Consider the following 24563-nt stretch of genomic DNA (forward strand, 5'->3'; position numbering starts at 1 on the left):
TCAGGAACTGGCGGAGCTGACGCCGGCTGTCTTCATCCGCCACAAGCGCAGCGCCACTTGGACGTCAAGGGAACGGCTTCCCCGGCGCCAGGAGGCACCGATCAGGGCATCGATCCTGTCCAGCCGTTGCCGCAGGGTGTTGGGGTGGATGTGGAGAGAGTCTGCGGTTTCCTGGGCGGCGCCGCCGTTTTCGTGGAACGTCCACGCCGTGAGGACCAGCTGCGTTCCCCGCCGCTCGTCGTAGCCCAGAAGCGGCCCCAGCTGTGCAGTGAGAAGCTGTCCGGCGAACGGGCTGTCCATCGCTCCGAGTAACATTCCGGCGGCGCCCAGGGCGGCCCGGTCGGCTGCCTCGCCGTTGCGCGAGAGGGCCTGCAGTGCACGGAGGACGGCGTGGGCTTCGGTGTGCGCGGCGGCCAGCCGGGCAAATCCGGTGACTTGTTCGGACGTCCCGACGGTGGCGGTGATGCGGCGTCTTTTCAGTTCGTCGATGATGGACTGGCCGATCCGGCCGGCGCCGCCTGCTTCGTTCGGGCGGTTGTCGTGCCGTTCCACGGGTTCGATGATGCACAGGTGTGATTCGTGCAGGGCGATGATTCCCGGAGCGCCCTCGGACCGGTGCCTGAGTATGGAGAGTGCCCGCTGGCGCTGGTCGTCGGGGACCCCCACCACGCGCACCACGAGCTGGAGGTGGTTTGCCAGGCCGAACTGCCCGGCCCTGCGGGCAAGTGCGGCGGCGTTTTCGGCGCGCGGGCTGAGCAGGTCATCGATGAGTTCGAGCTGCAGCCGGTATTGGGCGTCCTGGAAGGTGCGTTCCAGCAGCAGGGACACACTCAGCACCAGGGCGCTGCGTTCGAGGACCGCGAGCCGGGCCGGGCTGAGTTCCTCGGCGACGATGAGGGAGGCGAGGTGCTGGTCGCCCGCGACGGCGGACATGACGGTGTACAACTTGCCCTTGATTGCAAAGCGCACGGCCGCCCTTTTGGCCGCAGATTCTTCGGCGGCGCTCAGGGCCGGGAGGCTCCCGAAGTCTGCGTCCGCTGCGAGCTCCGCCAGCGGCTCGCCCATGGGAGAGACTAAGAAGACACCAGTGCCCAGGGACTCGGCCAGCAGGTTGAGCAGGTAAGGCAGGCTGCCGGTTGAGGCCAGGGTTTCCATGAGCCGCCGGTCCAGGCTGGAGAGCTCCTCCAGGGCCCGTACATGGGCCAGATTCTGCTGCTGTGCCTGGTCCAGCCGGGTGAGGGCATTGGCCATTTCACTGAAGTAGCGGGCGTTTTCCAGCGCGACAGCCGCGTGCGTACCAATGGATTCCATCAAGGCGACGTCGTCACTGCTGAACTGGTGCGCATGCCTGTCGGCGACCAGGAGCGCGCCGATGACTTTCCCTTCTGCACGAAGGGGGACACCCATGATGGCCCGGACGCCCTCGGCTGCCACCGCGGTGTCGCTTGACTCCAGATGCGATTTGGTCTCGTCCATCAGGTAGTCGGCGCTCTGGGCTGGCGCCTCGCCGGTCGCGACGGCGCCGAGCACGCCCTCGCCGAGGGGCATGCGGATGTTGCGGAAGAGAGCGGTGGTTGCGCCGTCGGTCACCCGGACGTATGACTCGCCGGTGTCGTAGTCGTTCAGGCTCAGGTAGGCGATGTCGCTGCCGATCAGTGACCGGGTGCGCCGGACTATGGCCTTGAGCACTGCCTCGACGTCACGTATGCCGGTCAGGTCAGTGGCCGTGTCGTACAGGACGCGCAGCAGGCCCTCCCGGCGGCTCGCCTCCCACAACCGGGCATTCAGCCGCCGTGCGGCCGCCGCAGTGGACTGGTCAATGGCCCCGGCTGCCAGCCAGGCGGACAGCGTGGTTTCCAGATCAGCCGCGGAAACGCCATGGTCAAGCATGGCCATGAGTTGGCCGGCATCTTTGGTATCGCCAGACGGAACTCCACCGCTACGAACGGCAGAACTGTCATCGGCACCCATGAACCTAATGCTAGTAGGTGAGGGCGGGCCCAGGCCGGGGACGCCGTGCGCAGTGGCGTGAACAGCTTGGGCAGAGTTGCCAGGGACTCCGGGCCGTCCTCGAATGCCGGAGCGGCGGCAAAGGCTTGCTCGTGTTCGAGGAGGCCCTCCAGGTGTGGCCCGGCAACGAAGCCCCGGATCATAGCCGTCCAGAGCTCCGTTGCCTTCGGCGGCGGCGGTTCACGGCGTCGGAATATGCCACACCGATGAGGGGAAGAACGGCCCCCATAGCGGCAACGAAGGCCGGGAGGAGAAAGCTCAAGCTTGCCAGGACCGCCAAGGCTCCGATGCCGGCGAGATCAGATGGTTCGCGGTGGCCCAGTACCCGTCGAATAAAAACGCCCCGGGCGGCAAGGAAAAGAGCGGGCCCACCAAAAATAAGCAGAACAGTAGTCAGATCGGGCCGGGCGGTCGGATCGGTGATGACGAGCTGATCACCAACCGCCACCAGGATCAGGCCCGCCAGTAACACCACCAAGGTGTTGCCGGCCAAAATACCGGGCCGGAACTGATCGTCGACAGAATCAAGCTTCTCCAGAACCTCCTGCTCGAGGCCGTGGAAGTAGCACCACCAGATCGCGACGCTTCCGGCCAAACTTACGGTCCCGGTCAGAAGTATCAAGGGGTCCTCCAGATTGGCCGCTATCGCCAGGCCGGTTGAAAGGATTGTCTCGCCGAGCGCGATCAGGTAGAACAACCCGAACCGCTCAAAGATCCTCTCGCCCGGGAGCGGGACCCGGCTTCCTTCGGTCTTCCGGCCCGGCAACCGGTGCGCCAGCATATGGCCGCCCAGATCGATCGCGGCAGCGACACCCCAGAACATCAAACGGGGCCCCGGATCGAAGAAGGCGCCGGCAATCCAAAACGGCGCGCTCATAAACCCCCAGATCAGCGTGCGCACGAAATGGTCGTGGGTGGTCCGGTCAAGTCCCACAGTGAGGATCCACGCACCTCGGCCCAGTTGGACCAGGAGATAGCTCGCAGCAAAGAGCCAGCCGAAGGCGCCAAACGCTGAGCCGATTGAGGCGTTCATGAACAGTGAGACAAGCATGACGATCAGCAGCATCCACTGCACCTCAAGCCGCGAAGTGTCCAGCAATGTCGCCGTCCAGGTGGTGTACACCCACACCTTATAGACCGCAAGAAGAAGCACAAATGTCTCTCCGGCCCCCACCCATGAGGGATGCTCCAGCAAATAATGGGACAGCTGCGATAGCGCGAAGACAAAGACCAGATCGAAGAATAGCTCAATGCGCGTAACCCGGTCTCCGGTGGTCGCGGAACGCATCAGCGACCTGGCACGGAACATCAGTGTCCTCCACGGGGCTTCAGGAGCCGACGGACGCCCCCTCCTGTTGTCGAAAAGAGTGACGACGGTCAGCAGAGAAGTCAAGGGTGGTCTCGCAGGCGACGCGGGGTAAGTTCTCACCAGTTCGGCAGGTTCCGTCAGCATCCTGAAGACTTCTTCCGGGAGAGCCGCGAGCGTCCACTCCAGGTTCAGGACCAGCCCGCCGGTTTCCGCGGTTTCCTCAGTCCCGCTCGCCTCATTCATCCTTCAACTCTGGCGTCGTCCGGAAGCCCACGGAAGCGATGCCAACACCCCTACTTCCGCAGACCCAAACCGGGCCATAATGACCACATAACTTCGGGGACCCCTCACGCCGGCCGTGCGTGGCGTGGCGTAAAAAGAGTCCCAGGTGACGGCCCCGGCTCGGCGCGCAAGGGGCGGTCACGGGCTCCGGATAAAGGATTCCGGGGGCCGAAACCGGGGGGAGCCTCGCCATCGCTGCGGTCATCCGCGCACTGAAGGGAATCATCATGCTCAAGGATTCAAACATCATGGCTGTCCTCCCCGCGAAGGACATCAACAGGGCCAAGGAGTACTACCGGGACAAGCTGGGAATCGAGCCCTCCGAATCCATGGAGGAGGGCTCCGTCATGTACAGCTGCGGCCAAGGAACCCGCTTCCTCGTTTACCAGACGGACAATGCCGGGACCGCCAAGAACACGCAGATGGGCTGGGAAACGGACAATCTCGAAGGCGAGATGGAAGAACTGCGAGGCCGCGGCGTCGTCTTCGAAGACTACGATTTTCCCGGCCTGAAGACGGAGAACGGCGTTGCCACCGCTAGCTGGGGGAAGGCGGCCTGGTTCCTGGACAGCGAGGGCAACATCATCAACATCTCCCAGCGCACGTAGCCGGAGTCTGGCAGCGATCAACGGCTCAAAGCATCACTGGGGGCAACGACCTCGGACGGAACCAGCCCCCGCCTTCAGGGCGGGAGCCGGTTTCAGCGTACCCACGGTTGTCCAGAACGCGGGCCCCTGGAAATCAGTGCATCAGCCCTTGGCCGAGTACGCCTTGGGCAGTTTCAGTCCGCGCTCTTCCATGACAGTGCGCAGCCGGGTGGGGTAGTCACTGATGATGCCGTCCACGCCGAGGTCCATGAGCCGGTTCATGTCTGCCGTGGTGTTGACAGTCCAAGGGATGACCGGCAGGCCGAGCTCGTGGGCTTCCTTGATCGTGCCCGGGGTGACGGAACTAAAGGTTGGGGAGATGACGTCGTAGCCCTGGGCAGCCGCGGCTTCGGCGAGCGAGCCGCCGTAGGAGTCGATGTCGATGCCGCCGAGGTTGGGGCTGGCGCCGGGTTTGCCGACCTGGAGCCAGGTATCGCCGCTGGACAAGGCAACGAGCGGCAGCTGCGGGGCGATCTCCTTGGTCAGGTTCAGCGAAGACCAGTCGAATGACTGCACGGTGCTGCGCTGGGCCATGCCGGCGGTGTAGATCTCGGTGACCACGGCCTTGGTCAGGGCCACCATGCCCTCACCGCCGGCCCGGCCGTCCTCCACCTTGGTCTCGATGTTGAAGCGGACCTTTTTGGCATCGGCTTCGCGCACCAGCTGGAAGACGTCCTTGAGCTCGGCGATCCGGTTGCCCTCGATCACGTGCTGCTCCGGGTACCCCAACAGCGGCGTGAAGCCGCAGTCCAGGGTCTTGATCTGCGCGAGCGACAGCTCGGCGACCCGGTCACCGACGTACGGGTACTGCGTATCGCCGGGAGCCGCCGGTGCGGTGTCGCGGCACTTGTCGGCCTGGATGGTGTCGTCATGCCAGACGATGACCTTGCCGTCGGAGGTCAGGTGGGTGTCCAGCTCCAGCGTGGACACACCGAACTTCAGCGAGTTGGCGAAAGCGGCCAGGGATTCCTCGGTCCATTCGCCACGGCCTCCGCGGTGGGCCTGCAGGTCAAAGGAGCCGTTGCGTTCGCTGGTCTTGATGGCAGCCGTTGCGGCAGCGTTCGACGACGGCGCGGAGCCGGCTTCCGGGTTGGTTGCGGCGGTGGCGGGGCTCGCCAATGCGGCGAGGAGCGCGGCGGCGGCCGCGGCAGTCAGGGGTGTGCGCATGGGAATGGTTCCTCCTGGATGACAGTTGCCGGCGCTGCGCCGGCAACTCGACCACCGTAGGGAGGCCAGATGGACTGCCGTGTTCGGGGAGCTGGACCTGGAGTGAACACACAATGATGCGGGAGATGCGTGGGCGGGCACTGCACCTTGATGTTGCCAAACTGACCTCAGAAGATCGCAGTGAAGTAGGTCGCATCGAGGCCGGGAGTCCGGCCGCGGCTCTCCGGAGCCGTGTACCCGCTGCGGAGGTCAACCATGAGCACCACGTCCGACAAAGTCTTCGATGTAACTCCCGAGGGTGACGAACCCACACTCAAGCGGGTCCTCGGACCCTAGCTCCTGCTCCTGTTCATCGTCTGCGACATCCTCGGTGCCGGCGCGAGACCTCCACGGCTTGCTGCGAAAAGCAATCACAAGGTTTCATTCGTGACTAGTGTTTGACCCATGACGCGACGGATGAAAGACACGGGTTTTCTTGTTGAAGAATGGGAACACCGTTATGACAACCACGTGGAGCCAATTAATCGCCTTGTAGATTCTCTGATTTCCGAAGGTTCATCCGCCGGTAAGGGCTGGATGCCGTATGTCGCGCCTTGGCATGGGGACACAAAAGCTCGAGTCCTAAGCATCCTCCGCGACCCCGGGCCAATGACACACAAAGACGGAGGTAGCGGTATGTTGTGCATCGAGAACGATGACCCGACCGCTGCCAAGCAGTGCGAGCTGTTCCTGGACAAGTTGGATCCTATCGATCTGACGCCGTGGAACGCATATCCGTGGTATATCAACAGGCCTCCAACCTCTCGACAAGTTACGGAGGGCGCTCACGTTCTGGGACGACTCATAGCGCTCATGCCGGACCTACGGGTCGTGCTGCTGCAGGGCGGCCACGCTCAAGAGGCGTGGCGGAAGTTCCTGAAAATTGCTCCCGGAGCGGTAGTCCGGAGGGGCCTCGTAGCAGTACCTACATTCCACCCAGGCAATCAGGCACTGCAAACCAGCAACCCAGCGGAGCGGCAACAGCGTATCGCCCGACGGATTGAGGCTATAGACGAGGTCATTGCTGTCCTAAACAGTTGAAACTATGTCCATGGTTCAGCCTTCGTCAGCGATTCCAGAGTCCGGCCCGGTACTCGCGAATAAGCTCAATTTCGAGCTTTATGGCATGAGCCCTGGTCTCGACGGTCTGCCACCGTACTTCGAGGCCCGCGTGATCAATCGCTGAACGTGCTGCCGCCGTCGCCCGCATCGGAGTACCTGCAAGGGCCTCGTCGAGCCGGGCCTGGAGCCATTTCGAGTCTTCCAAAGCTCGGTCTAAGGCATGCTCTCCCAAGCCGGAAGCGGCTCCTTTGCCGCTTGCGTATATTGCTAGGCGACCACGGAGGCCGGTGCCCTTCCGTTCTCCGGCCATGCCGATATAGACAGGGCCCCTCTCAGGCTCCTTGCCGATCCGACACATGTACACACCAGGGAAGCGCGGTGCGACTCGCAAAGCATTCTGGAACGGGATCCATTCCGACCAGACTCGATGCGGGATCTCAACTGTGGGGATGGGGCGGCTGTTGCGCGCGGGCGCATCCTCGGTAGCGCGCGGTGGTGGGGGCGTGGGGCGGTTGCCTGAAGAACTTGTGGTCCAGGGCACACTACGACCGCGTTGCGCGGCGAGCTGCTCGACATAGCTCCGCTTGAGGAACCAGTTGCCTCCGTGCTGGGGAGGAAATTGCCGAGCACCCAGAGGGCGTTCGTCACGCAGCCGTTGCCTAAGGGTCTTCCCACTTATTCCGAGAATGGCTGCAGCTTCTTCCGCGCTGACAATGTAGTCGTCCACATAGACATCTTGACGCGAACGTGTAATTTGGAGCCGCAGGCACGACGCACGATTCACGAAATCAGACGCGAAAGGGCCGTCCTCATGCCGCTCCCCATTTCACTGTGAAGCGGCCCACGTGGACGGCCCTTTTCGCATGGATCGGCTGGCGCGAGCAGAAGGCTTACGCGGGACAGTCTGGGCTTGCTAGTCCTAGTTCTTGGCCGTGAGATAAGCACTATCGCCGGGGCGTTGATATGTGACACGTTTGAATTTGCCGAGACTATCGGCCTCTTTATCGAGTTGGGACTGTAGGTCCGACAGGTAGAACTGATATTTTTCCGGTTTGACGTTGGCCTTGTGCAGGAAAAGATTGCATGCCCCTGCCATGCGGGCCAAGTGGTCGAAAGCGCCGGAATTTGGTCTGAGCTGAAGACGGGCATCCCTGAGGAGCCCGCGGGTATCGAGTACGGACTCTTTACAGCGGCCCAAGTCTGCGGCAGTTGCTTGGAGATCCGCGATGCGCGGAGTGCCGACACTGAGAGCACGCTTCAAACTCAAATCGAGGAGGAGACCGTTCAAAGCTGCAGCTTCTTTAGAATGTGCCTGGCTCCGGCCCGCAAACCAGCTGCTAAGTAGGGCAACCGCGGCCCCCGCTACGGTGCCGATGAAACCTATTGCGATTTGCTCCCAGAAGTCCATGTGATGACAGTAGTGTGGCCAGGCGAGTCACAGAACTCACACGACATTGCGAATGCGGCCCTAACCGCCCAGAACCCAAGCCGCGCTGTTCGGCTGGAGCCAGCCGTCCTCGGCCAGCGGAGCGGCGCCGGCCCACGCCTCCGGATCCTAGCCCAGTTTCGCGAAAGGGGAGGCGAAGGCCCGGTGCATCTCGAACCTCGAGCTAGATTCCTGCAGCAGGTGTTTGCGAAGAGCTTGTCCTACTTCGCGGGGATAACCCACTCCCATTGAGTAGTTCCGTCGATACCGAAGGCAAGTATGCCGGTGGTAGCGGGAACATCGAAGACGATTTTTCCTGTTACCTTCTCTCCGGGACCGACGCGGGCTGGGATCATCTCAGCCTCCGGCAGGCAACCATAGGAGTTGCCTCCGAGGTCAGCGTTAAACGTAGTTCCGTTTGATGCAATGAACTTCCAGTTCGGGGACTGCATCATGACGGGGGATATCGACTCCAACGCCGGGAAAGTCTGCAGATCCACCGTCGCGGCCAGGAAGTGTCCATTCTTGGCTGGTTGAGCATATGCCTCGGTGCACTTGACCGGCGCAACTGACTTGATGACGAAAGTTGCCGCCTGGGTCGTGCCGTCGTCTGATGTGAACCCGGCAGGTTGTCCCATCGTCTTGATCAGGTTGCCGCGTGCGCTCTTTGTGGGAGCCACTGACGGGGTGGGCGATGCTGACTGAGAAGTCGTGGCCGAAGCCGTGGTGACGGGTTCCACGGACGGAACTGACGGCTGCGGCGACGCCGCCGGGGCGGAGCAGCCTGACACGAGCAGGGCCAAAAGGCCCAGCGGAGCGATGAGTTTCTTCAAGGATTCCTCTATAAGACGGTGCGAGTGATACGAGCACAGTAATCCGGCTTCGGATATGTGAGAAATCGTGAATCTTGTACTGTACTTGAATAGGTTCCGGGCCTGCCGAGAGTGTGCGCCTCCCGCGGCGGAGGATCGATGCGGCTGCTGCAAGGAGGTAGACCTCCCGCAGCGCGCCGCCGGACCGGTCGTGATGGGCTGTGAGACGCCGTTGCTCGTACTGCAATACTCAAGTTCATGAAGACATTGCTGATCCTGATGACGCGCTTGCTTTCGTCGTCTCCTTTGGCGCGATCCTTTGGGCGTGGATGAAAGTCCGTAAGGACATGCAGGATAACGAGGCCTTGCTGGCACGGCTCCAGGAGATCGAACAGGAGTATGCCCATGAGCCTGCACAGTTATTCGGCGATGGAGACCGCAGGCACGAGAAGCGCGAGCAACAGCAGGCTGCGGGAAAGACGATGTTCACGTACGGCGACCTGGCCAACATGCCCGAACTCGTCAAGCACTTGATCTACAGCCACGCCCTCAATGGTCTGGCCTTGCAGGTATGGCTCGTAGGGCTCGGTCTGGCGGTGGGAACTGCCGCAAATGTGTTGTCGCTGTTCGTACGCACTGGCGATTGACCTGTCTGCAAAGGGGTGGGGGTGGACCCCAAGGCGCTGGTGCGCCGGACCGGTGGTAATAGCGCCTCTATTCTCATACGGGTTGGAATGTCGCGGCTGCCAATAGCCGGCCTGGTTTCTTGGGCAACCGGACCTCGACATCCTCGACGTCAGCGTGGAAATCGATGCGATATCGGTGTCGTCGACGACAGGGCAGCTGGCGGCTCTGCGCATGACCGGCCGCCCTACAGGCCAGCCAGGACGCTGCCTATTCGCCGCCTGTGGTTTCGTAGTCCGCGTGGCCCCAGGGGAGCGGACCCGGACGGGGGCCTGCGGAAATCAGGGTCGCCTTCCGTGATTGCCCGCGAAGCTCCAACGGATCGGGCAATCCTTCGTCATGTTCCGTGGCGCAGATTGACTTTTGGATGGGCGAAGAACCTTGGGTGCTACTGTGACCTCGTCGCACGTGCGACCATCACTTTCCATGGGGGAATCATGCTTGACAGTCCTACCCCGTCAGCGCGCCCGCAGCGCGGCTGGCGGGCAACCAAATCATTCTGGATTGTTGCGGCCATTGTGCTGCTCTTGGTCCTCAGTGCCGCCGCGTCCGGCGGCTTCGGTTCCGTCCTTGCGCTGCTGGGCATCGTCGCTCTGTTTACGGGGCTGTACGCGCTACTGTTCAAGCGCCGGTCTTGGGTGGGCATTCCCCACCGCAAGAGCGCCGCGATTGTGGCTGCATCGGGTGTCATCGCAACTTTTGTTGGCGGTGGAATCGGAGCCGCCACTGCCGCCCCCAGCGGCAGCCATGTTGTGGCCGTAGCGGAGTCCTCGCCGTCGGTCACTGCTACGCAAACGGAAACGGCGGAGTCCTCGCCGTCGGCCACAGCTACGCCAACGGAAACGAGCCCAGCAAACGCCGCATGCACGACGGCGACTGAGTCACGGACTTACCGTGACGAGATTTTCACTTGCACTGTGGCGAGCGATAACAAGCTTGTCTGGCTATCCGAAGCCGATTCCAAGAACCTCGCGACGCAGAAGCAGGAGGCGGCTAAAGCTGCCGAAGCGAAGGCAGCAGCGGACAAAGCTGCCGCAGCGAAAGCAGCAGCGGACAAAGCTGCCGCAGCGAAGGCTGCCGAGGCAAAGGTCGCCGCTGAAAAGGTGGCGGCTGACAAGGCTGCGGCGGAGCGCCTTGCCGGTGAAAAGGTGGCCGCCGAGCAGGCTGCTGCGGCGGAGGCTGCTCGACAGGCAGCCCAAGTACCGGCACCGGCGGCACCGGTTGCTGGATATGTACACCCCGGTGCCTTTTGCAGCGGAGGCACCGGTGTCAGCAAGACCGGCAGGGCCATGGTCTGTGCCCCTGCAACGGACGGACGGTTGCGCTGGCGGAGCGCATAGGTAAGTAGCCGACCAGGCTATAGCCCGCGTAGTCCGGAGTTCCCTCCGGCTGCGCGGGTTTCTTATTGGGCAATGAACTTGGAGCGGACTTCAGGGACGCCCGGGTTTGTCTTGATGGTGGCTCGCATAACCGCAGCAGGACAGGCCGCTCATTACCGGCGGGAGCATGGCCCCCACCTCAGCGGCGAACCGTTAGCCCCGCCGACTTGGAGCGATTGCACGGACCGCACAAAATCTGAAGGTTCTCCGCCTCATTACTGCCGCCCATGGCCAGAGGGATGATGTGGTCAAACTGCAGTTCCGTTGTAGAACCGCAGGCGCGGCAGGAGCCCGCGTCGCGCCTCATGACGTACACCTTTACGTCGTCAGGAATGGCCCGGCGGCCTGACGCCGTCCGTGGGGCGGAACCCATAGCGAAGGTTGCCTGGGCCGTGTCGATTTGCCTCCTCTTGCGCTGCTCGCGCATAGCCAGGAGCGCGTGGACCTCACCGGACCTGAGGCCGTCAGACTCCCAGTAGAACTTGTTCTGAAATTGCCAATAGTGTCGGCCATTGATTTTTGTAACCAGGTTGGGGTAATGCCTCTGCGCCTCAAGGCGCTCGAAGAAGGCCTGTTCCTTGACCTTTCCCAACAAGTAACGTTTCCTGCCGACGGTGATAATGACGTCGACGTTACTGGTCCAGAAGCGCCGACGGTATTCAAGTCGGACGTTTTCGGCCTTGTGCAGCATCCCCAAATACCTACCTGATCTCGCGAAGCGGACCGAGGCCGCCGGTGTTTAGTTTCAGTCGATTCTACTGTTCCTTGTCCATTGGGATCGCGTGCGCGGCCTGAACAACGGATCGAGCTTTGTGCTGTGCGTCAACGATATTGGGACTGCCGGAATGTGCACTATGTATGCGAACTCTGCACATGATGCGGTTACGAAGATCTGCACGCTGCCGTTGCTCGCCGGTGACAACATTTTCAGAGAAAACGTTCCTAATGACTATCGTGCCAAGACGTAGTCAGGAACGTCAGCTCTCCATAAACCGATGCCTTCGCCCAGACGGTCAAGCTCCGCAATGGGGACCACCGGTGGCTCGATGCCACGTAGGGGCGCAGCGCCTTCAGCCCTTCAGAACCCAAGCGGCGTTGTTCGGCTGCAGCCAGCCGTCTTCGGCCAGCGGTTCGGCGCTGAGCAGCACGGTGCCAGCCGGGAGTTTGACTGGCTCGGCGCCCATCGCGACGGCGACGAAGAAGTGCGCGTTGCGTTCACAGACGAGGAGGTTTCCAGCCTCGACCCGCCAACAGCCGCCGTCGTCTGCGGTGAAGACCTCGTTCCTCCACAACTGCCGGCGCAGCTCCAGGGCCGCTTTCGTGAGGTTCAAAGTGGACTGCCCGTCCTGCTCCTGACGCTCGACGGCGTGAGTTCCCCAGCCCGCCGCGATCGGCAGCCATGGTTTCGCGGCAGTCTCTGCGAGCGAGAACCCGTGGGTCAGTGCCGCGTCTTTGGTCCACGGAAGCGGGACGCGGGCGCCGTCGCGGCAGACGCCTCCGCGGGCCCACATCGGATCCACGCGGGCCTCCACCGGGACGTCGACCTCGGGCAGCCCGAGTTCCTGGCCCTGGTAGATGTAGGCGGCACCGGGCAGTCCGAGCAATGCCACCAGAGCCGCCCGGGCTCGCAGGCTGCCGAGCTCGCCGCCGCCGAAGCGGGTGACGGAGCGGACGATGTCGTGGTTCTCCAGTGCCCACGTGGGGGCGGCGCCGTGGAGCTGCCGGGCGGCCTCGAGCTTGTTCCCGACGGCGGCCCACGCCTCCGGATCCCAGCCGAGTTTTACGAACGCGAAGGCGAAGGACTGCTGCATCTCATCGGCCCGGGTATAGCGGGCCGCGCGGGCCGGTTCCAGATTGACCTCGCCCACCAGCAGCCGGTGCGGCTCATACTTCTCGGCCAGGGTGCGCCAGCGGCGGTAGACCTCGTGGACGTCCTCCTGGTCCGAGACCTGCGGGTTGGACCGCAGCCCGTCCACCACCCCGCCCGTCGAGGGCGAGTCCGGCAGCCCGTCAGCCTTGAACAGCGCATGCGCGACGTCGATGCGTAGCCCGTCCACGCCCCTGTCGAACCAGAAGCGCAGCACACCGTCGAAATAATCGCCGACGGCGGGATTGCGCCAGTTCCAGTCCGGCTGCCCGGCCGAGAACAGGTGCAGATACCAGTCCTTGTCAGTCGCCGAATCCGGGTTGGCGCGGCTCCACGCCCGGCCGCCGAAGACGCTCTGCCAGTTATTCGGCGGGGTCTCGGCGGCGCGGCCTTCAACGAAGTGGAACATGTCCCGTTCCGAGGAGCCCGGGCCGGCCGCGAGGGCCGCCTGGAACAGCAGGTGCTCGGAGGAGCAGTGGTTGGGCACGACGTCGAGCAGGATCCGCAGCCCCAGCGAGTGGGCGAGATCCAGCAAAGTATCGAACTGTTCCATGGTGCCGAACAGCGGGTCCACGCCGCAGTAGTCGGTGACGTCGTAGCCCTGGTCCACCTGCGGGGAGGGCTGGAACGGGGTCATCCAGATGCCGTCCACGCCGAGGGCGGCGATGTAGGGCAGCCGGGCGATGAGCCCGGCGAGGTCGCCCACGCCGTCGCCGTCGCCGTCGGCGAAGGAGCGCGGGTAGACCTCGTAGATGACGGCGGACTGCCACCACTCGGGGGCCGGCGCGAGCGTCGTTTCCTCGACCGGAATCACGTGCGGAACAGGGCTCATTTGCTCGCGCCCGCGGTGAGGCCTTCGACGATTCGTCGCTGGAAGATCAGCACCATAATCACCAACGGTACGGTGACGATTACGCCGGCGGCCATCTGCTCGCCGAAGGGCGCCTGGAATTCGGTGGCGCCGGTGAACTTGGAGATCGCGACCGTGGCGGTCTGGATCTTGGAGTCGTTGATCATGGACAGCGCGATGATGAATTCGTTCCAGCTGTGGATGAAGGTCAGGATCGCGGTGGTGAACACGCCCGGCGCGGCCAGCGGGAGCAGGACCCGGCGGAACGCCTGCCACTTGGTGCAGCCGTCGATCATCGCGGCCTCCTCCAGATCGAACGGCAGGGCCTTCATGAACGTGGTGAGGTTCCAGACCGCCAGCGGGATCGCGAAGGACAGGCTGGGGACGATCATCGCCTGGTAGGTGTTGATCCAGCCGAGGTCCATGAAGAGGCGCAGCAGCGGCACCACCACGGAGATGCCGGGGAACGTAATCGGTTTCGGAAAACGGTTTACGTAAACGGTTTCGTGACTTGCCTCATCAACAGTAAGGGAGAGGCGCCGGAGTGGTGCCTGCTTCGGAAACAACCCCTTCAGGACGGCCAGTTGGCGGTGCCCGGCCCGTCGAACAGCGCACTGGTGCTGCTCTGGGGAACGACCACGTGGACGGCGTTGCGCTCGATGGTGAAGTCGGCCGGCGTGGTGACGGCGATCTCGCCGTCGAGGTTCACCGGCATCTGCGGCTCGGTGACCAGCCGGACATGCCGGCTGGTCAGGTGGTACACCCGGTCGTGTTTGATGAAGCTTCCGTCCTTGAGCAACCGTGCGATGCTCACGTGCTCCCGGAGCGGCCCCGCCAGGATGGCGTAGATGTCAAGGATGTGATCGTCGATCCCTGCCGTGGGGGAGACCGTGTTGCCACCGCCATAGTGCCGGCCGTTGCCGACGGCCACCTGAAGCAGGTCCTCGAGCTCCAGCGGCTCGTGGTCACCCTCGGGGAACTCGAGGCGGGCCCGGAACGGCTTGTGCCGGGCATAAGCCCCAAGCGTGGCGATGCTGTACGCCAATGGCCCGATGTACCGCTTCAGGCGGGGGCTGAGAGCTTCGGTAACTGCCACCGAGAGGCCCACGGACGCGACGTTGAGGAACGGCTCACTGTTGGCCCGGCCGAGGTCGATGTCCACCGCCTTCCCTTCGGCGACGGCAGCGCACGCCTCGGCAAGATTGTTCGGAATCTCCAGCGTGCGGGCGAAGTCATTGGCGGTGCCCAGCGGAAGAACGCCGAGCACAACGTTGGTGCCGGCAACCCGGCCGGCGGCGTAGGACACCGTCCCGTCGCCGCCTCCAACAACGATCATGTCGTGCCCGTCCGCAAGCACCCGATCAAGCGTCCCGGCCAGGTCTGCCCCGGACAGCACGTGGTGCACGGAGGAGATGGGCACTCCTGCCTTGCGCATCGTGTCCACGGCAAGTTCGGGTGCCGCCCCTCGGCGGGATCCGGCGTTGATGACAACGGCGGCAGAGCGTGCGTCCCGGGCAGTCTTCATGTGGGCCATGTTAGGTGACGGACCTGTGCCTTTCTATGGCGCCGGCGCCGTTCGGAGTAGTCCATAGATGCCTTGCGTAAGACGTGAGCCTTCCCACCTTATTCTGAGTAGCTCACGATAAGCCTGTAAAGTTAGGTGCAGGCCGCCGTAGCCCTTGAGTACCGCACCGGTGAAGACACCCGGGCCAGCGGGGCAAGCGACACAACGCGCAACCGCCCTCCTGCTTGAGCGGCACAAGAACCTGTACGTCCCTCATCCCGAAACCCCACGGAGAACCCATGACTTTGCTGACCGAACGCCCCACACCCTCCTCATCCACCACCGAAGCCACCCTCAAGGCGGCTACCGGGACCCGTGTCGCTGACACCGCAGTGCGCGGCGGCAGCTACGTGACCCTCCCCGCCGGCAGCGTCCCCGCCGGCGTCGAGGGCAGCTATGTCACGGTCGCTGGCGCACGAAACCTGCCCCCCGTCACCCGGGGCAGCTATGTCACAATAGACGGCACTCCCGTTGTTGGCGCCGGCGTCACCGAGGGCAGCTACGTAACGCTTCCGACGGCGGCCTAGGGGCCAGCCCCATGCGCGGATAGCACCACCGCGGGGGCATAAAAGGAGGCCGACGGCGACACTGGGTGTCGTCATCGGCCTCCTTTTTCGTGCCAGCCGGGCAGCTAGCGGTGTATCCGGCTCGACACGCCGGGCGGTAAGCCTGACGGGAAAGAGCCCGATATGGCCGCAACACTTGAGGCTATGCCGAGTACCAAAACCGTTGACCAGACAGAAACGACCGAGGCCGACGCTGCCCGCGAACTGGTGAGGATGGCGAAGGAGCGGGGGCTGTCCCCGACCGGTCCTGACGGGCTGCTGAAGATGCTGACCAAGACCGTCATCCAGACCGCCCTGGACGAGGAGCTGACCGGGCACCTCGGCTAGGAAAGGCATGACGCGGAACCGCGCTCGATCAGCCGGTGCGGCATGATCTTCGGCCCCAGGTCGCGGGAGCGCAGCAGCTTTTTTACGGCCATTCGGCCCATCTCCTCGAGGGGCTGGGCCATGGTGCTCAGCGGCGGTTTCACGTGCAGGGCGGTGGAGGTGTTGTCGAAGCCGAGGACGGAGACGTCTTCCGGCACCCTGAGGCCGCGCCGTTGCAGTTCATTGACGACGGCGGCGCCCATCTCGTCGCTGATGGCGAAGATTGCGGTGAGGCCGGTTCCTGCTGCAGCAGCTTGTCGACGCCGGGTGCGCCGCTTTCGTAGAAGAAGCTGCCCGTGGCGGTCACCGGTGTGCAGCCGGCCTCGGTCATGGCGCGGAGGTAGCCGCGTTTGCGGGGCTGGGCGACGTGGACCGACGCCGGGTCGCCGGTGAGGAGGCCGATGCGCCGGTGGCCGAGCCGGAGCAGGTGACGGGTTGTGTCGTAGGCTGCCTGTTCGTCGTCGATGGCCACGCTGGGCGAGCCTGATTTGTCGCAGATGGCGACGGAAATGATGGGGACGTTGGGCCCCAGTAGCTGCCGCGTCTCCGCGTGATCACCGCGGAGATAAGGATGACCCCGGCGGCCCGGTAGGTGCGCAGGGTCCGCAGGTAGCCGGCGATGTAGGCGGATTTGGCCCCGGTGCGCCCGAGCATGACGGCGTAGTCGCGTTCCTGGGCTTCCTCCTCCACGCCCTGCATGACCTGGGAGGCCAGGGCATCCGACACCATCGGGGCGAGCAGCCCGATCAGGGAGGTCTGCCGGGTCTTGAGGCCCCGGGCGAGGTAGTCCGTCTCGTAGCTGAGGCTCTTGACGGCGGTTTTGACGCGTTTCCTGGTTTCGTCGGAGTAGCCCACGAGGCCGTTGACAACCCGAGAAACCGTGGCCGGAGAAACGCCGGCGTGCTTGGCGACATCGCGGATGGTGACCACTGTTTCTCCTCACTGAGGGTGTCTTCTGGGCTGCATTGCCAGTTTGCGTAAGCGTTACGCAAACGGTTTACGTCAACGGTTTCGTTGCGTGCAGGATCAACAGTAAGGGGTGGGCATGGGATCGCGTTGCGTTTCGTAAACGGGCTAAAACCGGGAAGATCATTAGTGCCGACGATATCGATCGGGCACTCGAGTGGCTCGAACCCGGGCTGCCGGTCCGGCGCCGGACCGGGGGGAGGCTACCACAGCGGATCGACCTCCTTATGGCGGCAGCCGAGCGCCACCATGCCTTACGACTACCGCTACCAGACGTTCTTGGGCGGACTCCTGGGAACTGATGGCCGTAGCGCTAAGATCGGGACGGTGAGATAAGATAGGTTTTTCGAAACGTAGGGGCACAAGGAGACAAGTGACTGGCCGACGACGACAGGGCTGCTCGTGTGGTCCTAACCCGTATGAATGTCTTCCTGATAGCCAGATTGTTACCCAACTGAATGACCAAGACGGAAGCTTCAGGCCGCAGCCTCGTTTGCCCGGCGAGTCGGACATGTCGGTTCTTATCGGGAACCTGGACGTTGAAGCCGCGTTTACGAACGTCGTTGGCAGGAACCCGATCGACGGCGAACTGCTATCACGCATGGTTAGGGTCGCGACAGTGGGCGATATTCGGCAGCTCGGATTCGGTGTAGTTCATACCCCTGCACGTAGAGTGAAAGCCAGCCTTCACGCATCGGTCGTGTGGCCGGCAGATCCCGCGTCTGCACCCGAAGTCCCCTGGTCGAACGAGATGGTGAGTGCGCTAGACTCACTGTTTAACGAAATAAACGAGAAGGTGAAACCGTGAACCTGGACACTATTGTGCACGTCGGTTCTCGTCCGTGGCTTCCTAGTCCATCAGCTTCAAATCTAGATGCCTGGCATGAAGACGACGTCCCAGTCGCCGGCATCTTTGATCTAGGTGGCGAGAAGATACTGTTCACGGCCGTGGGCGGAGTGGACAGCGACTTGACTGTGTGGGCGTATCTGCCACTCTCCGCCGCCGAATACTTTGAATTAGATGAGTTAATTTTCGAATCTGTTCCAGAGTTAATTTGCGAGATTGAGCGTAGATTTGAGGGTAGATGTTTCGCGCTGGCCTCGGCGCGCAGTTTTGTAATCGACTACTGGACGGCCCTGCTTGAGCCTGCGGATAGCGTCTATTCAGCATCCACTAATTTCCTCAAGGACTTAGTGGCGGCGCTTAAAGCGGAAGTACGCGCATCGAAGAATGATCCTGGATTTGTGCAAGACGATCAAATGACTCGTTTGATGAGGGTTGAATACTTTAGATCCCCTCAAGCAATTGGGCGGCGGGATGAAGTGCGCGATTTTCTAGTGAATCGCAGCGTCATCGGGCTCGTTCTGAGCTAACAGCGCGAAAAGACTCTGCTCAGGTAGAGTGCATTTCAGCATGGCGCATCAGACTCGACTCCCGGATATTTCGCGGTGGTATTTTAGGTTGCCTAGCGTTGATACGCTGCGATTTTCCGGATGAGTCGGCCAGTTGACCTATTCCTGATAAGCGGGCGCCTGGGGATCATCTGCTTACGCATACGCGTGCCTACTTTATGCACCAAGCGGTCGACCATGATGAGGAATTTCCACCGCCGAGGGGGCTCCTGGCGGAGTTTGGGCTGCGGCGTCCGCCGTCCGAGCTCGTCCGCTGACCATCCGCGCTACTCATTCGATTTAGGTAACCGACCCTCGACTTTGACCCTCGCTATTCGGCGCTGATGAGCAACTACGAGCGCTCGACAGGCAAACAACTGTTTAGGCGGTCTCTGCTGTTGAATAGGCGGCCGTAACGCTGAAGACGCATGCCAGCGCGACCATTCGCCCCGCAGGGAGGTAGATTACTTCCGGTAACTTGCGGTCTTGGAACTTCTCCAAAACACGAGTCCGGTTTTGTGGCGCTCAGGAATGAAGTGAGGCTTCGCCTTGGGACTTAGTCTCAACTCTGGGCGCGAAGGAACCTCGGGAGCTGGCGCCAAGGTGTTCGCCAAGCTACACCGTCCAGGTTCTTTCGCCCTTCTTGAGTTCGTCGACGACAAACTGAACATTTCCCAATTCCTTGAACGGGCTGGACTTTGCCAACTCGGCGATCTTCTCGAGCACGTCGGACGCGATTTGAGCGTCCTCCGCTTTCATTGCGTCGTCGAGAGAGTCGAAGAGTCGTCGGAAAGTCTCCCTGCGTTCGTCGAAAGTGAGGTCGAGTCCTTTGATGAGGACATCCCGCTGAGCGATTATGCTCTCTCGCTGCGTCGCCTCCCAGGCGCGGATCTCAACCCTTCTTGTAGTCTCCCCCTGCACTACCTTGACCCATGTGTCGATTGCGGTAATGACTTGCGTGGCGAGCTGTCCAAGGTAGAGGTGGTTGCCCGAAACGCCGAGCCAATCTGGTGCGTCCTTGCCAAGTGACGTGATGTCCCGGATGCGCTTAGAGCTGGTCATGAGTATTTCTCCACGATCTTGACGGAAATGTCGGTCGGGTCGCCGGTTTCGGGATCGGTGACAGGGGTATCGATTACCTCGGCAATCGCGGTGATGAGCTGGTAGGCGTTCAGGAACAGCCGACCGTGTTCGTCGGGGTCAAAATCTTGGCGGCCGAGCTCGTCAAGCGCTTCCTCCCCACGTGAGACGAGGCGCGACAGGACCGTGCGGAGTTCGGTTATGCGCGTCCTGACCGCCAGGAGTCGCTCGCCGGCTGTCTCCATGTGCTCGATGGAGACGTTGATCTCCGAGGCATACTTCACGGCCTTGGTCTTTTCCACGGCTCCCAGCACTCCGACCGTGAGACCGGCGATGAGGACACCTGGCGCAAACATGATCATGTTGAGTACCACGGCGCCGGCGGCCATGCCGCCCCCGCCCGCTGCAAGGGTGCCGCCGCCCAGCCAAGCCAGAGTGGCATTGGTTGCAGCTACTCCGGAGAGCCCGGAAATGGCCGTGCCTGTGCTGGCGGCCGCGAAGGTGCTAACACCCCAGAGAGCAGCTCCTTGTGCGCTTGCGGCTGCACCGAGAGCACCGAAACCCCCGGCGAGCCCGATCCTCGCCTGCTCGACGTCGAACTTCAGCTTCGGGATCGACGGCACCTGGACCTCTACACCGTCGACGATTCGGCGGTCAAGACGGTCCACGAGGTGAGAGTGGTTCTCCAGCCAATCGGCGAAGCGGCCGATGGTATCCCGCTGCGCGCGCAACTGGCTTCGCCCGTACTCCTCGACGATCTCCTGCGTGACGCTCTGTACAGCATTAAGATCGCTGACTGCCACATCGTGGCGTCCCTTCGCGTCTGCGGCTATCGATCGGGCCTGAAGATTGTCCATCACGCCCTTACCACCTGCAACGAGGCCTCCGGCAACCACAATCAGAAGAGGGACAACGAGCGGGGCGACCATGCATTCCTCCGGTCATAGGCAAGAAGCGTGATGCCTCTGGGTGAAGCTAATCCTAAGCTTAGATGCCCGTGAATTGACCGATTCGGTCGTCTGAGTCGTCGTCTTGCCCGGCTGAGTAACGAACTTGCGGAGATGCGGCTGTCCTGGCAGACACGGCGTCATTGCCGATTTCCTCAGGGAAGCTGCGTTAAGCTGAGCCAGGCTGCTGCGGGCGCGCGGGGGGAATAACCGGATACAGGAGCGTCACTTGACTATCAGGAGATCCACCGAAACTGAGCCAACCGTTGCGCCGAGTTCGGTGGTCCGTGTCCGGGACGAGGACTGGCTCGTCACACCAAGAGCCTGTCCACGATCGCCGCCGGGCTGTGTCTGGACGACCGGGTGGAAGCGGTCGGCTCGCCCGCACGCGAAGCATCTGGCGCGAATGGCTGCTGCTCTCTAACCTGTTGGCGTTCAAGCCGATCGGTCTGATGATCGGGTCGGTGATTTCTACGTTCAGCGCCGGTGGATCGGTCGAGGAAGAGGCTGCGCGGCTGGAGCTGTCAGATGGGCTCAACCCTGCCTGGCACGAGCTGCTGGAACAGGCCACCGAGTTCGACAAGACTCTTCTCCTGGCTATTGCCAATGCGGACATTAGAGTCCTGCCCGAACTTGGCTTCGAGGTGGACGGCCTGCCGGTCTCGATCGCATGGCCCGACTACCGGATCGCCGTCGTGCTGGACGGTGACGACGGGCGCACTGAACTTGAGGCCGCTGGCTGGGCCGCCGTGGGAACGGACGTTGACGATATTCGCGAACTGCTGAAGACGAAGGGAGCTTGATATGGCGCTGGTGACATGGATCAAGCAAAAGGACAAGATCGACGGCACCATGAAGAACAAGGTGTACTCCTTCTTCGAGAAGCTCCAGAAGGACGACACCGCGCCCGGGCTCCACATCGAACCCATGCATACGCCCGCGGACCCCCGCGTGCGGACGGGCCGAATCGACCTGAACTACCGGGCCGTGCTCTTTAAGGTCGCCTTCGACACCATCCCGCACTACTTCTATTACGGCGCATGGCCGCACGACGAGGCGATCGACATCGCCCGCTCCAGCGTGCTTCAGGTGAACTCAGTCAACGGCGTCCTGGAGGTCATCCGGGCCTCCACGCCCGACGGTGAGCAGCCTCCTGTCCCGCCCGTTCCCCCTGTTGCGCCGGTTGTTCCTGATGCCCCGACGCCGGAGCTCGACGTCGAGCCTCAGGTGCCGGATGAGCAGGAGCGCGCCTCGCTTCAGGAGGAGACCCTCGAAGCCTGGATCAACCCTCTTCTGGGTTGCGGCATGGATCCGGCCGAATTGATTTCAGACCTTGGCCTCGCCGCGGATCTTGTGGGCAGGGCATTCGCCGCGTCCTCGGACGAAGAACTCTTGGACGTCTTGGACGACGCGCCGGAGTGGCAGGCGACTGCGCTCCTTGAGCTGGCTGCCGGCACCTCTATCCAGGAAGTCCGGGACAAACTCGCGCTGAGCCGCTACGTAGACGACCCGCAGGCGACAGAAGAGGAGAAGATCCGGAAGTCACTGGAGCATCCCGCCACGAAGATGCAATTCACGTTCGTGGGCGACAACTCTGACGAGCTCAAAAAGGTCATCGAAGGTGGAGACTTCGATTCTTGGCGTACGTTCCTTCATCCGGAACAGCGAGTCTATTCGGAACGCCGTTACAACGGCGCCTTCCGTCTCTCCGGTGGGGCTGGGACGGGCAAGACCGTGGTCCTTCTCCACCGCGTGCGGATGCTGGCGGCAGCTGAACCGGCGTCGCGAATTGTTCTGACTACCTACACAACGACGCTTGCTGACTCACTGGAAAACGGCTTGTCGAAGCTGGACGCCGATGTTCCGCTGGCGGCAAAGCCAGGAGAAACCGGCATCTATATTTCCGGTGTGGATTCACTCGTCAACAGGGTGTTTCGCGGTGCTCAGGAAATCGAGCAGCGCCGCGCCATGAAGGATCTTTTCGGGCTGGAGGTCTCTGCACCGGGGAAGCTTCTGGACGCGGATAGTGCCCGTCAGCAGTGGGAGTCAGCACTGGCCGACGTCGATCATCAGCTGGAACTCGAGCTCGCGAATCCGACATTCCTGCAGCAGGAGTACGAAACGGTGATCCTGCCCAACTTCATCAGCGGCAAGGACGAGTACCTGAAGGTGCCCCGCGCCGGGCGGGGCACAGCCCTGAACCGGGCGAAACGGCTTGCAGTCTGGAAAGTCGTGGAAGCCTACCGGTATTACAACCGGATCGAAATGCATGCTTCGTACGTGGAGCTGGCGCACCTCGCTACTCTGGTGCTTCGCCAGCGTGCAGCGGCCAGCGGAGCTCGTCTCGTTGATCATGTACTGATCGATGAAGCCCAGGACTTGCATGCCGGCCACTGGCTCTTCCTCCGGGAGCTGGTCCAGCGGGGACCGGATGACCTTTTCATCGCAGAGGATTCGCATCAGCGCATATATGGCCAGAAAGTCCCGTTGTCCCGTTTCGGAATTGGCATCGTCGGCCGATCACGCCGGTTGACTCTCAATTACCGCACCACCCAGCAGAACCTGGCGTACGCCGTCGGACTTCTGAGCGGTGCTCCGGTGACGGATATTGAAGGCGATCAGGAGTCAATTAATGGCTACACCTCTTCGCGGGTAGGGCCGCGGCCGGAAGAAATAGCTTCCGCCTCGATCGCTGAGGAACTGGACAACCTTGCTGATTATCTGCGGAAGTGGAAAGAAGAGGGGGTGCCGATGGATACCGTAGGCATCCTGGTCCGCTCCAATTTTCAAATCGGCAAAGTCATCAACGGGCTGAACGAACGCGATCTCGAAGCCAGGACGGCGGGTGCGGTGACGGTCCTTGGCGTGCCGTCGGTGATGACAATGCACCGGTCGAAGGGGATGGAGTTCACCCGGGTTGTTCTTTTCGGAGTTTCGGACCAAACGCTGCCCGCTTCCTACCAGATCAAGGACCTGGCGCCAGCTGAGCAGGCTGATGCCATATTCCGGGAACGTTCCCTTTTGTACGTTGCGGCAACCCGAGCGCGGGACGGGCTCGTCGTGTCGTGGAGCGGAAAACCGTCGGAGCTGCTTGCGACAAAGTAGGTTCAATAATTAGCAATTTCGGTCACAAGCATTTGGGGGAGTAATGGCGGTTAGCACCGTTGGGAAAAAGGCGCGCTGGTGGGACGGCGACGCCTCGCAGCGTTACTGGATGGAAGTGGTTCACGTTGAGAAATTTGGGAAAGAACTAGTCGCACCAGAGGAGAGCCGTCACGACCGCATGCACGACGTGCGCGTGGGAGACATCGTTCTGCACTGGGTCAGTAAGAAGAACCCCAAACGCTTGAAACCTGGGGTTTATGGCGCCTCTAGAGTTGCCGGCGAACTACAACCGAACGCGGCCACCTGGGAAGGAAAGCCCGCGAACAGGATCCCGCTGACAGAATACAAGGCTCTGCGGGAGCCCTATTTGCTACCAGAGCTTCGGACGAACCACCAGGAAGATATTCTCGGTATTCTTGGGCGTCTTACTCAGGAGCTGGGGCACAGGCCGAAGCAGAACGGATACTTCCCCTTCAACAGGCATCCCACGGTCGGACTCAAGCCCAATGAGGGCTACTTGTTCAAGATGCCCCGCCAGGTTATCGATGCCGTGCCCGATCTGCTCCCTGAGAGCGACTGGGGCGGATTCGACACGCCACTCATTGCGCCGCCCGTCGGGGGACAGAACGGCATCAAGCAGCGCTACGCGGGCTTCTGTGCTGACCCGATACTGAAGAAGTCCATCGAGATGCAGGCCGTCCTGCAGGCGATTGTTCACTACGAAGGAGCCGGGTACGTCGTCGAAGACGTCGGTGCCTACCGGTCCTACGATTTGCTGGCAAAACGCGGTGACGAAGAGCGTCACATCGAAGTGAAGGGCTCTCAGGGATACGTCCAGAAAGTCATCCTGACGCGCAACGAGGTGACACACGCGAACGACCATGGCCCAACGGACCTGGTTGTGGTGGCGGATATTCAGTGGGAGCGCCACCTCGATGGTTCCATCGCCACCGACGCCGGGACGATGAGCGTCTACCCGGATTGGCGGCCCTCGCCGGAAAACCTCAAGCCGCTGAGCTACGAATACTTCCTGGACTAGCCGG

Annotated in this window: 21 protein-coding genes and 2 pseudogenes; 9 read left to right on the forward strand and 14 right to left on the reverse strand. The window is 62.3% G+C overall.

Going from position 1 to position 24563, the window contains the following annotated elements; all coding sequences use genetic code 11:
* Both ACFRJ8_RS20870 and ACFRJ8_RS20875 read right to left on the reverse strand, forming a co-directional pair.
* Positions 1-1896 carry a helix-turn-helix domain-containing protein gene (locus ACFRJ8_RS20870; RefSeq protein WP_377988278.1) on the reverse strand — a complete coding sequence of 632 codons (1896 nt, stop codon included), beginning with the start codon at positions 1894-1896 and terminating at the stop codon, positions 1-3.
* A 253-nt stretch (positions 1897-2149) separates the two neighbouring features.
* Positions 2150-3562 carry a low temperature requirement protein A gene (locus tag ACFRJ8_RS20875; protein ID WP_377988279.1) on the reverse strand — a complete coding sequence of 471 codons (1413 nt, stop codon included), beginning with the start codon at positions 3560-3562 and terminating at the stop codon, positions 2150-2152.
* A gap of 266 nt (positions 3563-3828) precedes the next feature.
* Between ACFRJ8_RS20875 and ACFRJ8_RS20880 the strand changes: the two genes are divergently transcribed.
* Positions 3829-4209 carry a VOC family protein gene (locus ACFRJ8_RS20880; protein ID WP_377988280.1) on the forward strand — a complete coding sequence of 127 codons (381 nt, stop codon included), beginning with the start codon at positions 3829-3831 and terminating at the stop codon, positions 4207-4209.
* 141 nt (positions 4210-4350) lie between these two features.
* On the opposite strand, the gene ACFRJ8_RS20885 is transcribed toward ACFRJ8_RS20880, so the two are convergent.
* From ACFRJ8_RS20885 to ACFRJ8_RS20895, 3 genes are all read right to left on the reverse strand, one after another.
* Positions 4351-5415 carry a glycerophosphodiester phosphodiesterase family protein gene (locus tag ACFRJ8_RS20885; RefSeq protein ID WP_377988281.1) on the reverse strand — a complete coding sequence of 355 codons (1065 nt, stop codon included), beginning with the start codon at positions 5413-5415 and terminating at the stop codon, positions 4351-4353.
* A gap of 2020 nt (positions 5416-7435) precedes the next feature.
* Entirely contained in the window at positions 7436-7924 is a 489-nt protein-coding gene (locus ACFRJ8_RS20890; protein WP_377988282.1) for a hypothetical protein, read from the reverse strand.
* A 239-nt stretch (positions 7925-8163) separates the two neighbouring features.
* Positions 8164-8622, reverse strand: a complete 459-nt coding sequence (locus ACFRJ8_RS20895; protein WP_377988283.1) for a DUF4352 domain-containing protein — start codon at positions 8620-8622, stop codon at positions 8164-8166.
* 479 nt (positions 8623-9101) lie between these two features.
* On the opposite strand from ACFRJ8_RS20895, the gene ACFRJ8_RS20900 reads away from it, so the two are divergent.
* Both ACFRJ8_RS20900 and ACFRJ8_RS20905 read left to right on the forward strand, forming a co-directional pair.
* Entirely contained in the window at positions 9102-9401 is a 300-nt protein-coding gene (locus ACFRJ8_RS20900) for a hypothetical protein (RefSeq protein WP_377988284.1), read from the forward strand.
* Between the two features lie 474 nt (positions 9402-9875).
* Positions 9876-10778, forward strand: coding sequence for a hypothetical protein (locus tag ACFRJ8_RS20905; RefSeq protein ID WP_377988285.1), 903 nt, complete (start codon positions 9876-9878; stop codon positions 10776-10778).
* Positions 10779-10956: 178 nt separating this feature from the next.
* On the opposite strand, the gene ACFRJ8_RS20910 is transcribed toward ACFRJ8_RS20905, so the two are convergent.
* The 4 genes from ACFRJ8_RS20910 to ACFRJ8_RS20925 all read right to left on the reverse strand — a co-directional run bounded on the left by ACFRJ8_RS20910 (position 10957) and on the right by ACFRJ8_RS20925 (position 15059).
* Positions 10957-11508 carry an HNH endonuclease gene (locus tag ACFRJ8_RS20910; protein ID WP_377988286.1) on the reverse strand — a complete coding sequence of 184 codons (552 nt, stop codon included), beginning with the start codon at positions 11506-11508 and terminating at the stop codon, positions 10957-10959.
* Positions 11509-11887: 379 nt separating this feature from the next.
* Positions 11888-13516 carry an alpha-amylase family glycosyl hydrolase gene (locus ACFRJ8_RS20915; protein WP_377988287.1) on the reverse strand — a complete coding sequence of 543 codons (1629 nt, stop codon included), beginning with the start codon at positions 13514-13516 and terminating at the stop codon, positions 11888-11890.
* Positions 13513-13986: a carbohydrate ABC transporter permease gene (locus ACFRJ8_RS20920; protein WP_377988288.1), complete on the reverse strand. Its 474-nt coding sequence runs from the start codon at positions 13984-13986 to the stop codon at positions 13513-13515. Before ACFRJ8_RS20920 ends, ACFRJ8_RS20915 begins: the two co-directional genes overlap by 4 nt.
* A 119-nt stretch (positions 13987-14105) precedes the next feature.
* Positions 14106-15059, reverse strand: a complete 954-nt coding sequence (locus ACFRJ8_RS20925; protein WP_377988289.1) for a lipid kinase — start codon at positions 15057-15059, stop codon at positions 14106-14108.
* Positions 15060-15337: 278 nt separating this feature from the next.
* On the opposite strand from ACFRJ8_RS20925, the gene ACFRJ8_RS20930 reads away from it, so the two are divergent.
* Together ACFRJ8_RS20930 and ACFRJ8_RS20935 are read left to right on the forward strand one after the other, a co-directional pair.
* On the forward strand, positions 15338-15625 hold the full coding sequence (locus tag ACFRJ8_RS20930; RefSeq protein WP_377988290.1) for a hypothetical protein: 288 nt from the start codon (positions 15338-15340) through the stop codon (positions 15623-15625).
* A gap of 162 nt (positions 15626-15787) precedes the next feature.
* A pseudogene (locus ACFRJ8_RS20935) lies at positions 15788-15988 on the forward strand (IS256 family transposase); the annotation flags it as partial.
* Here ACFRJ8_RS20935 and ACFRJ8_RS20940 read toward each other — a convergent pair.
* From ACFRJ8_RS20940 to ACFRJ8_RS20950, 3 genes and pseudogenes are all read right to left on the reverse strand, one after another.
* Entirely contained in the window at positions 15988-16233 is a 246-nt protein-coding gene (locus tag ACFRJ8_RS20940; protein ID WP_377988291.1) for a substrate-binding domain-containing protein, read from the reverse strand. The pseudogene ACFRJ8_RS20935 and the gene ACFRJ8_RS20940 sit on opposite strands and share 1 nt — an antisense overlap.
* Positions 16131-16502, reverse strand: a complete 372-nt coding sequence (locus ACFRJ8_RS20945) for a substrate-binding domain-containing protein (protein WP_377988292.1) — start codon at positions 16500-16502, stop codon at positions 16131-16133. Before ACFRJ8_RS20945 ends, ACFRJ8_RS20940 begins: the two co-directional genes overlap by 103 nt.
* Before the next feature lie 377 nt (positions 16503-16879).
* A pseudogene (locus tag ACFRJ8_RS20950) lies at positions 16880-16960 on the reverse strand (LacI family DNA-binding transcriptional regulator); the annotation flags it as partial.
* Between the two features lie 840 nt (positions 16961-17800).
* Here ACFRJ8_RS20950 and ACFRJ8_RS20955 point away from each other — a divergent pair.
* The gene (locus ACFRJ8_RS20955) at positions 17801-18370 is read left to right on the forward strand and encodes a hypothetical protein (RefSeq protein WP_377988293.1); all 570 of its coding nucleotides are present in this window, start codon (positions 17801-17803) and stop codon (positions 18368-18370) included.
* A gap of 633 nt (positions 18371-19003) precedes the next feature.
* On the opposite strand, the gene ACFRJ8_RS20960 is transcribed toward ACFRJ8_RS20955, so the two are convergent.
* Complete coding sequence (locus ACFRJ8_RS20960) at positions 19004-19450, reverse strand: hypothetical protein (RefSeq protein ID WP_377988294.1); 447 nt, start codon at positions 19448-19450, stop codon at positions 19004-19006.
* Entirely contained in the window at positions 19447-20397 is a 951-nt protein-coding gene (locus ACFRJ8_RS20965) for a hypothetical protein (protein ID WP_377988295.1), read from the reverse strand. The genes ACFRJ8_RS20960 and ACFRJ8_RS20965 overlap by 4 nt, the downstream gene beginning before the upstream one ends.
* A 365-nt stretch (positions 20398-20762) precedes the next feature.
* Between ACFRJ8_RS20965 and ACFRJ8_RS20970 the strand changes: the two genes are divergently transcribed.
* From ACFRJ8_RS20970 to ACFRJ8_RS20980, 3 genes are read left to right on the forward strand one after another with little or no spacing between them, the layout of a single operon-like run.
* Complete coding sequence (locus tag ACFRJ8_RS20970) at positions 20763-21218, forward strand: hypothetical protein (RefSeq protein WP_377988296.1); 456 nt, start codon at positions 20763-20765, stop codon at positions 21216-21218.
* 1 nt (position 21219) lies between these two features.
* A complete protein-coding gene (locus ACFRJ8_RS20975; RefSeq protein ID WP_377988297.1) occupies positions 21220-23520 on the forward strand; it encodes a 3'-5' exonuclease in 2301 nt (766 codons plus the stop codon).
* Between the two features lie 43 nt (positions 23521-23563).
* Positions 23564-24559, forward strand: a complete 996-nt coding sequence (locus ACFRJ8_RS20980; protein ID WP_377988298.1) for a protein NO VEIN domain-containing protein — start codon at positions 23564-23566, stop codon at positions 24557-24559.
* Positions 24560-24563: the final 4 nt, after the last annotated feature.

Origin of the sequence: Arthrobacter sp. NPDC056886, from assembly GCF_042788715.1 — a bacterium.
Taxonomy (GTDB): Bacteria; Actinomycetota; Actinomycetes; order Actinomycetales; family Micrococcaceae; genus Arthrobacter.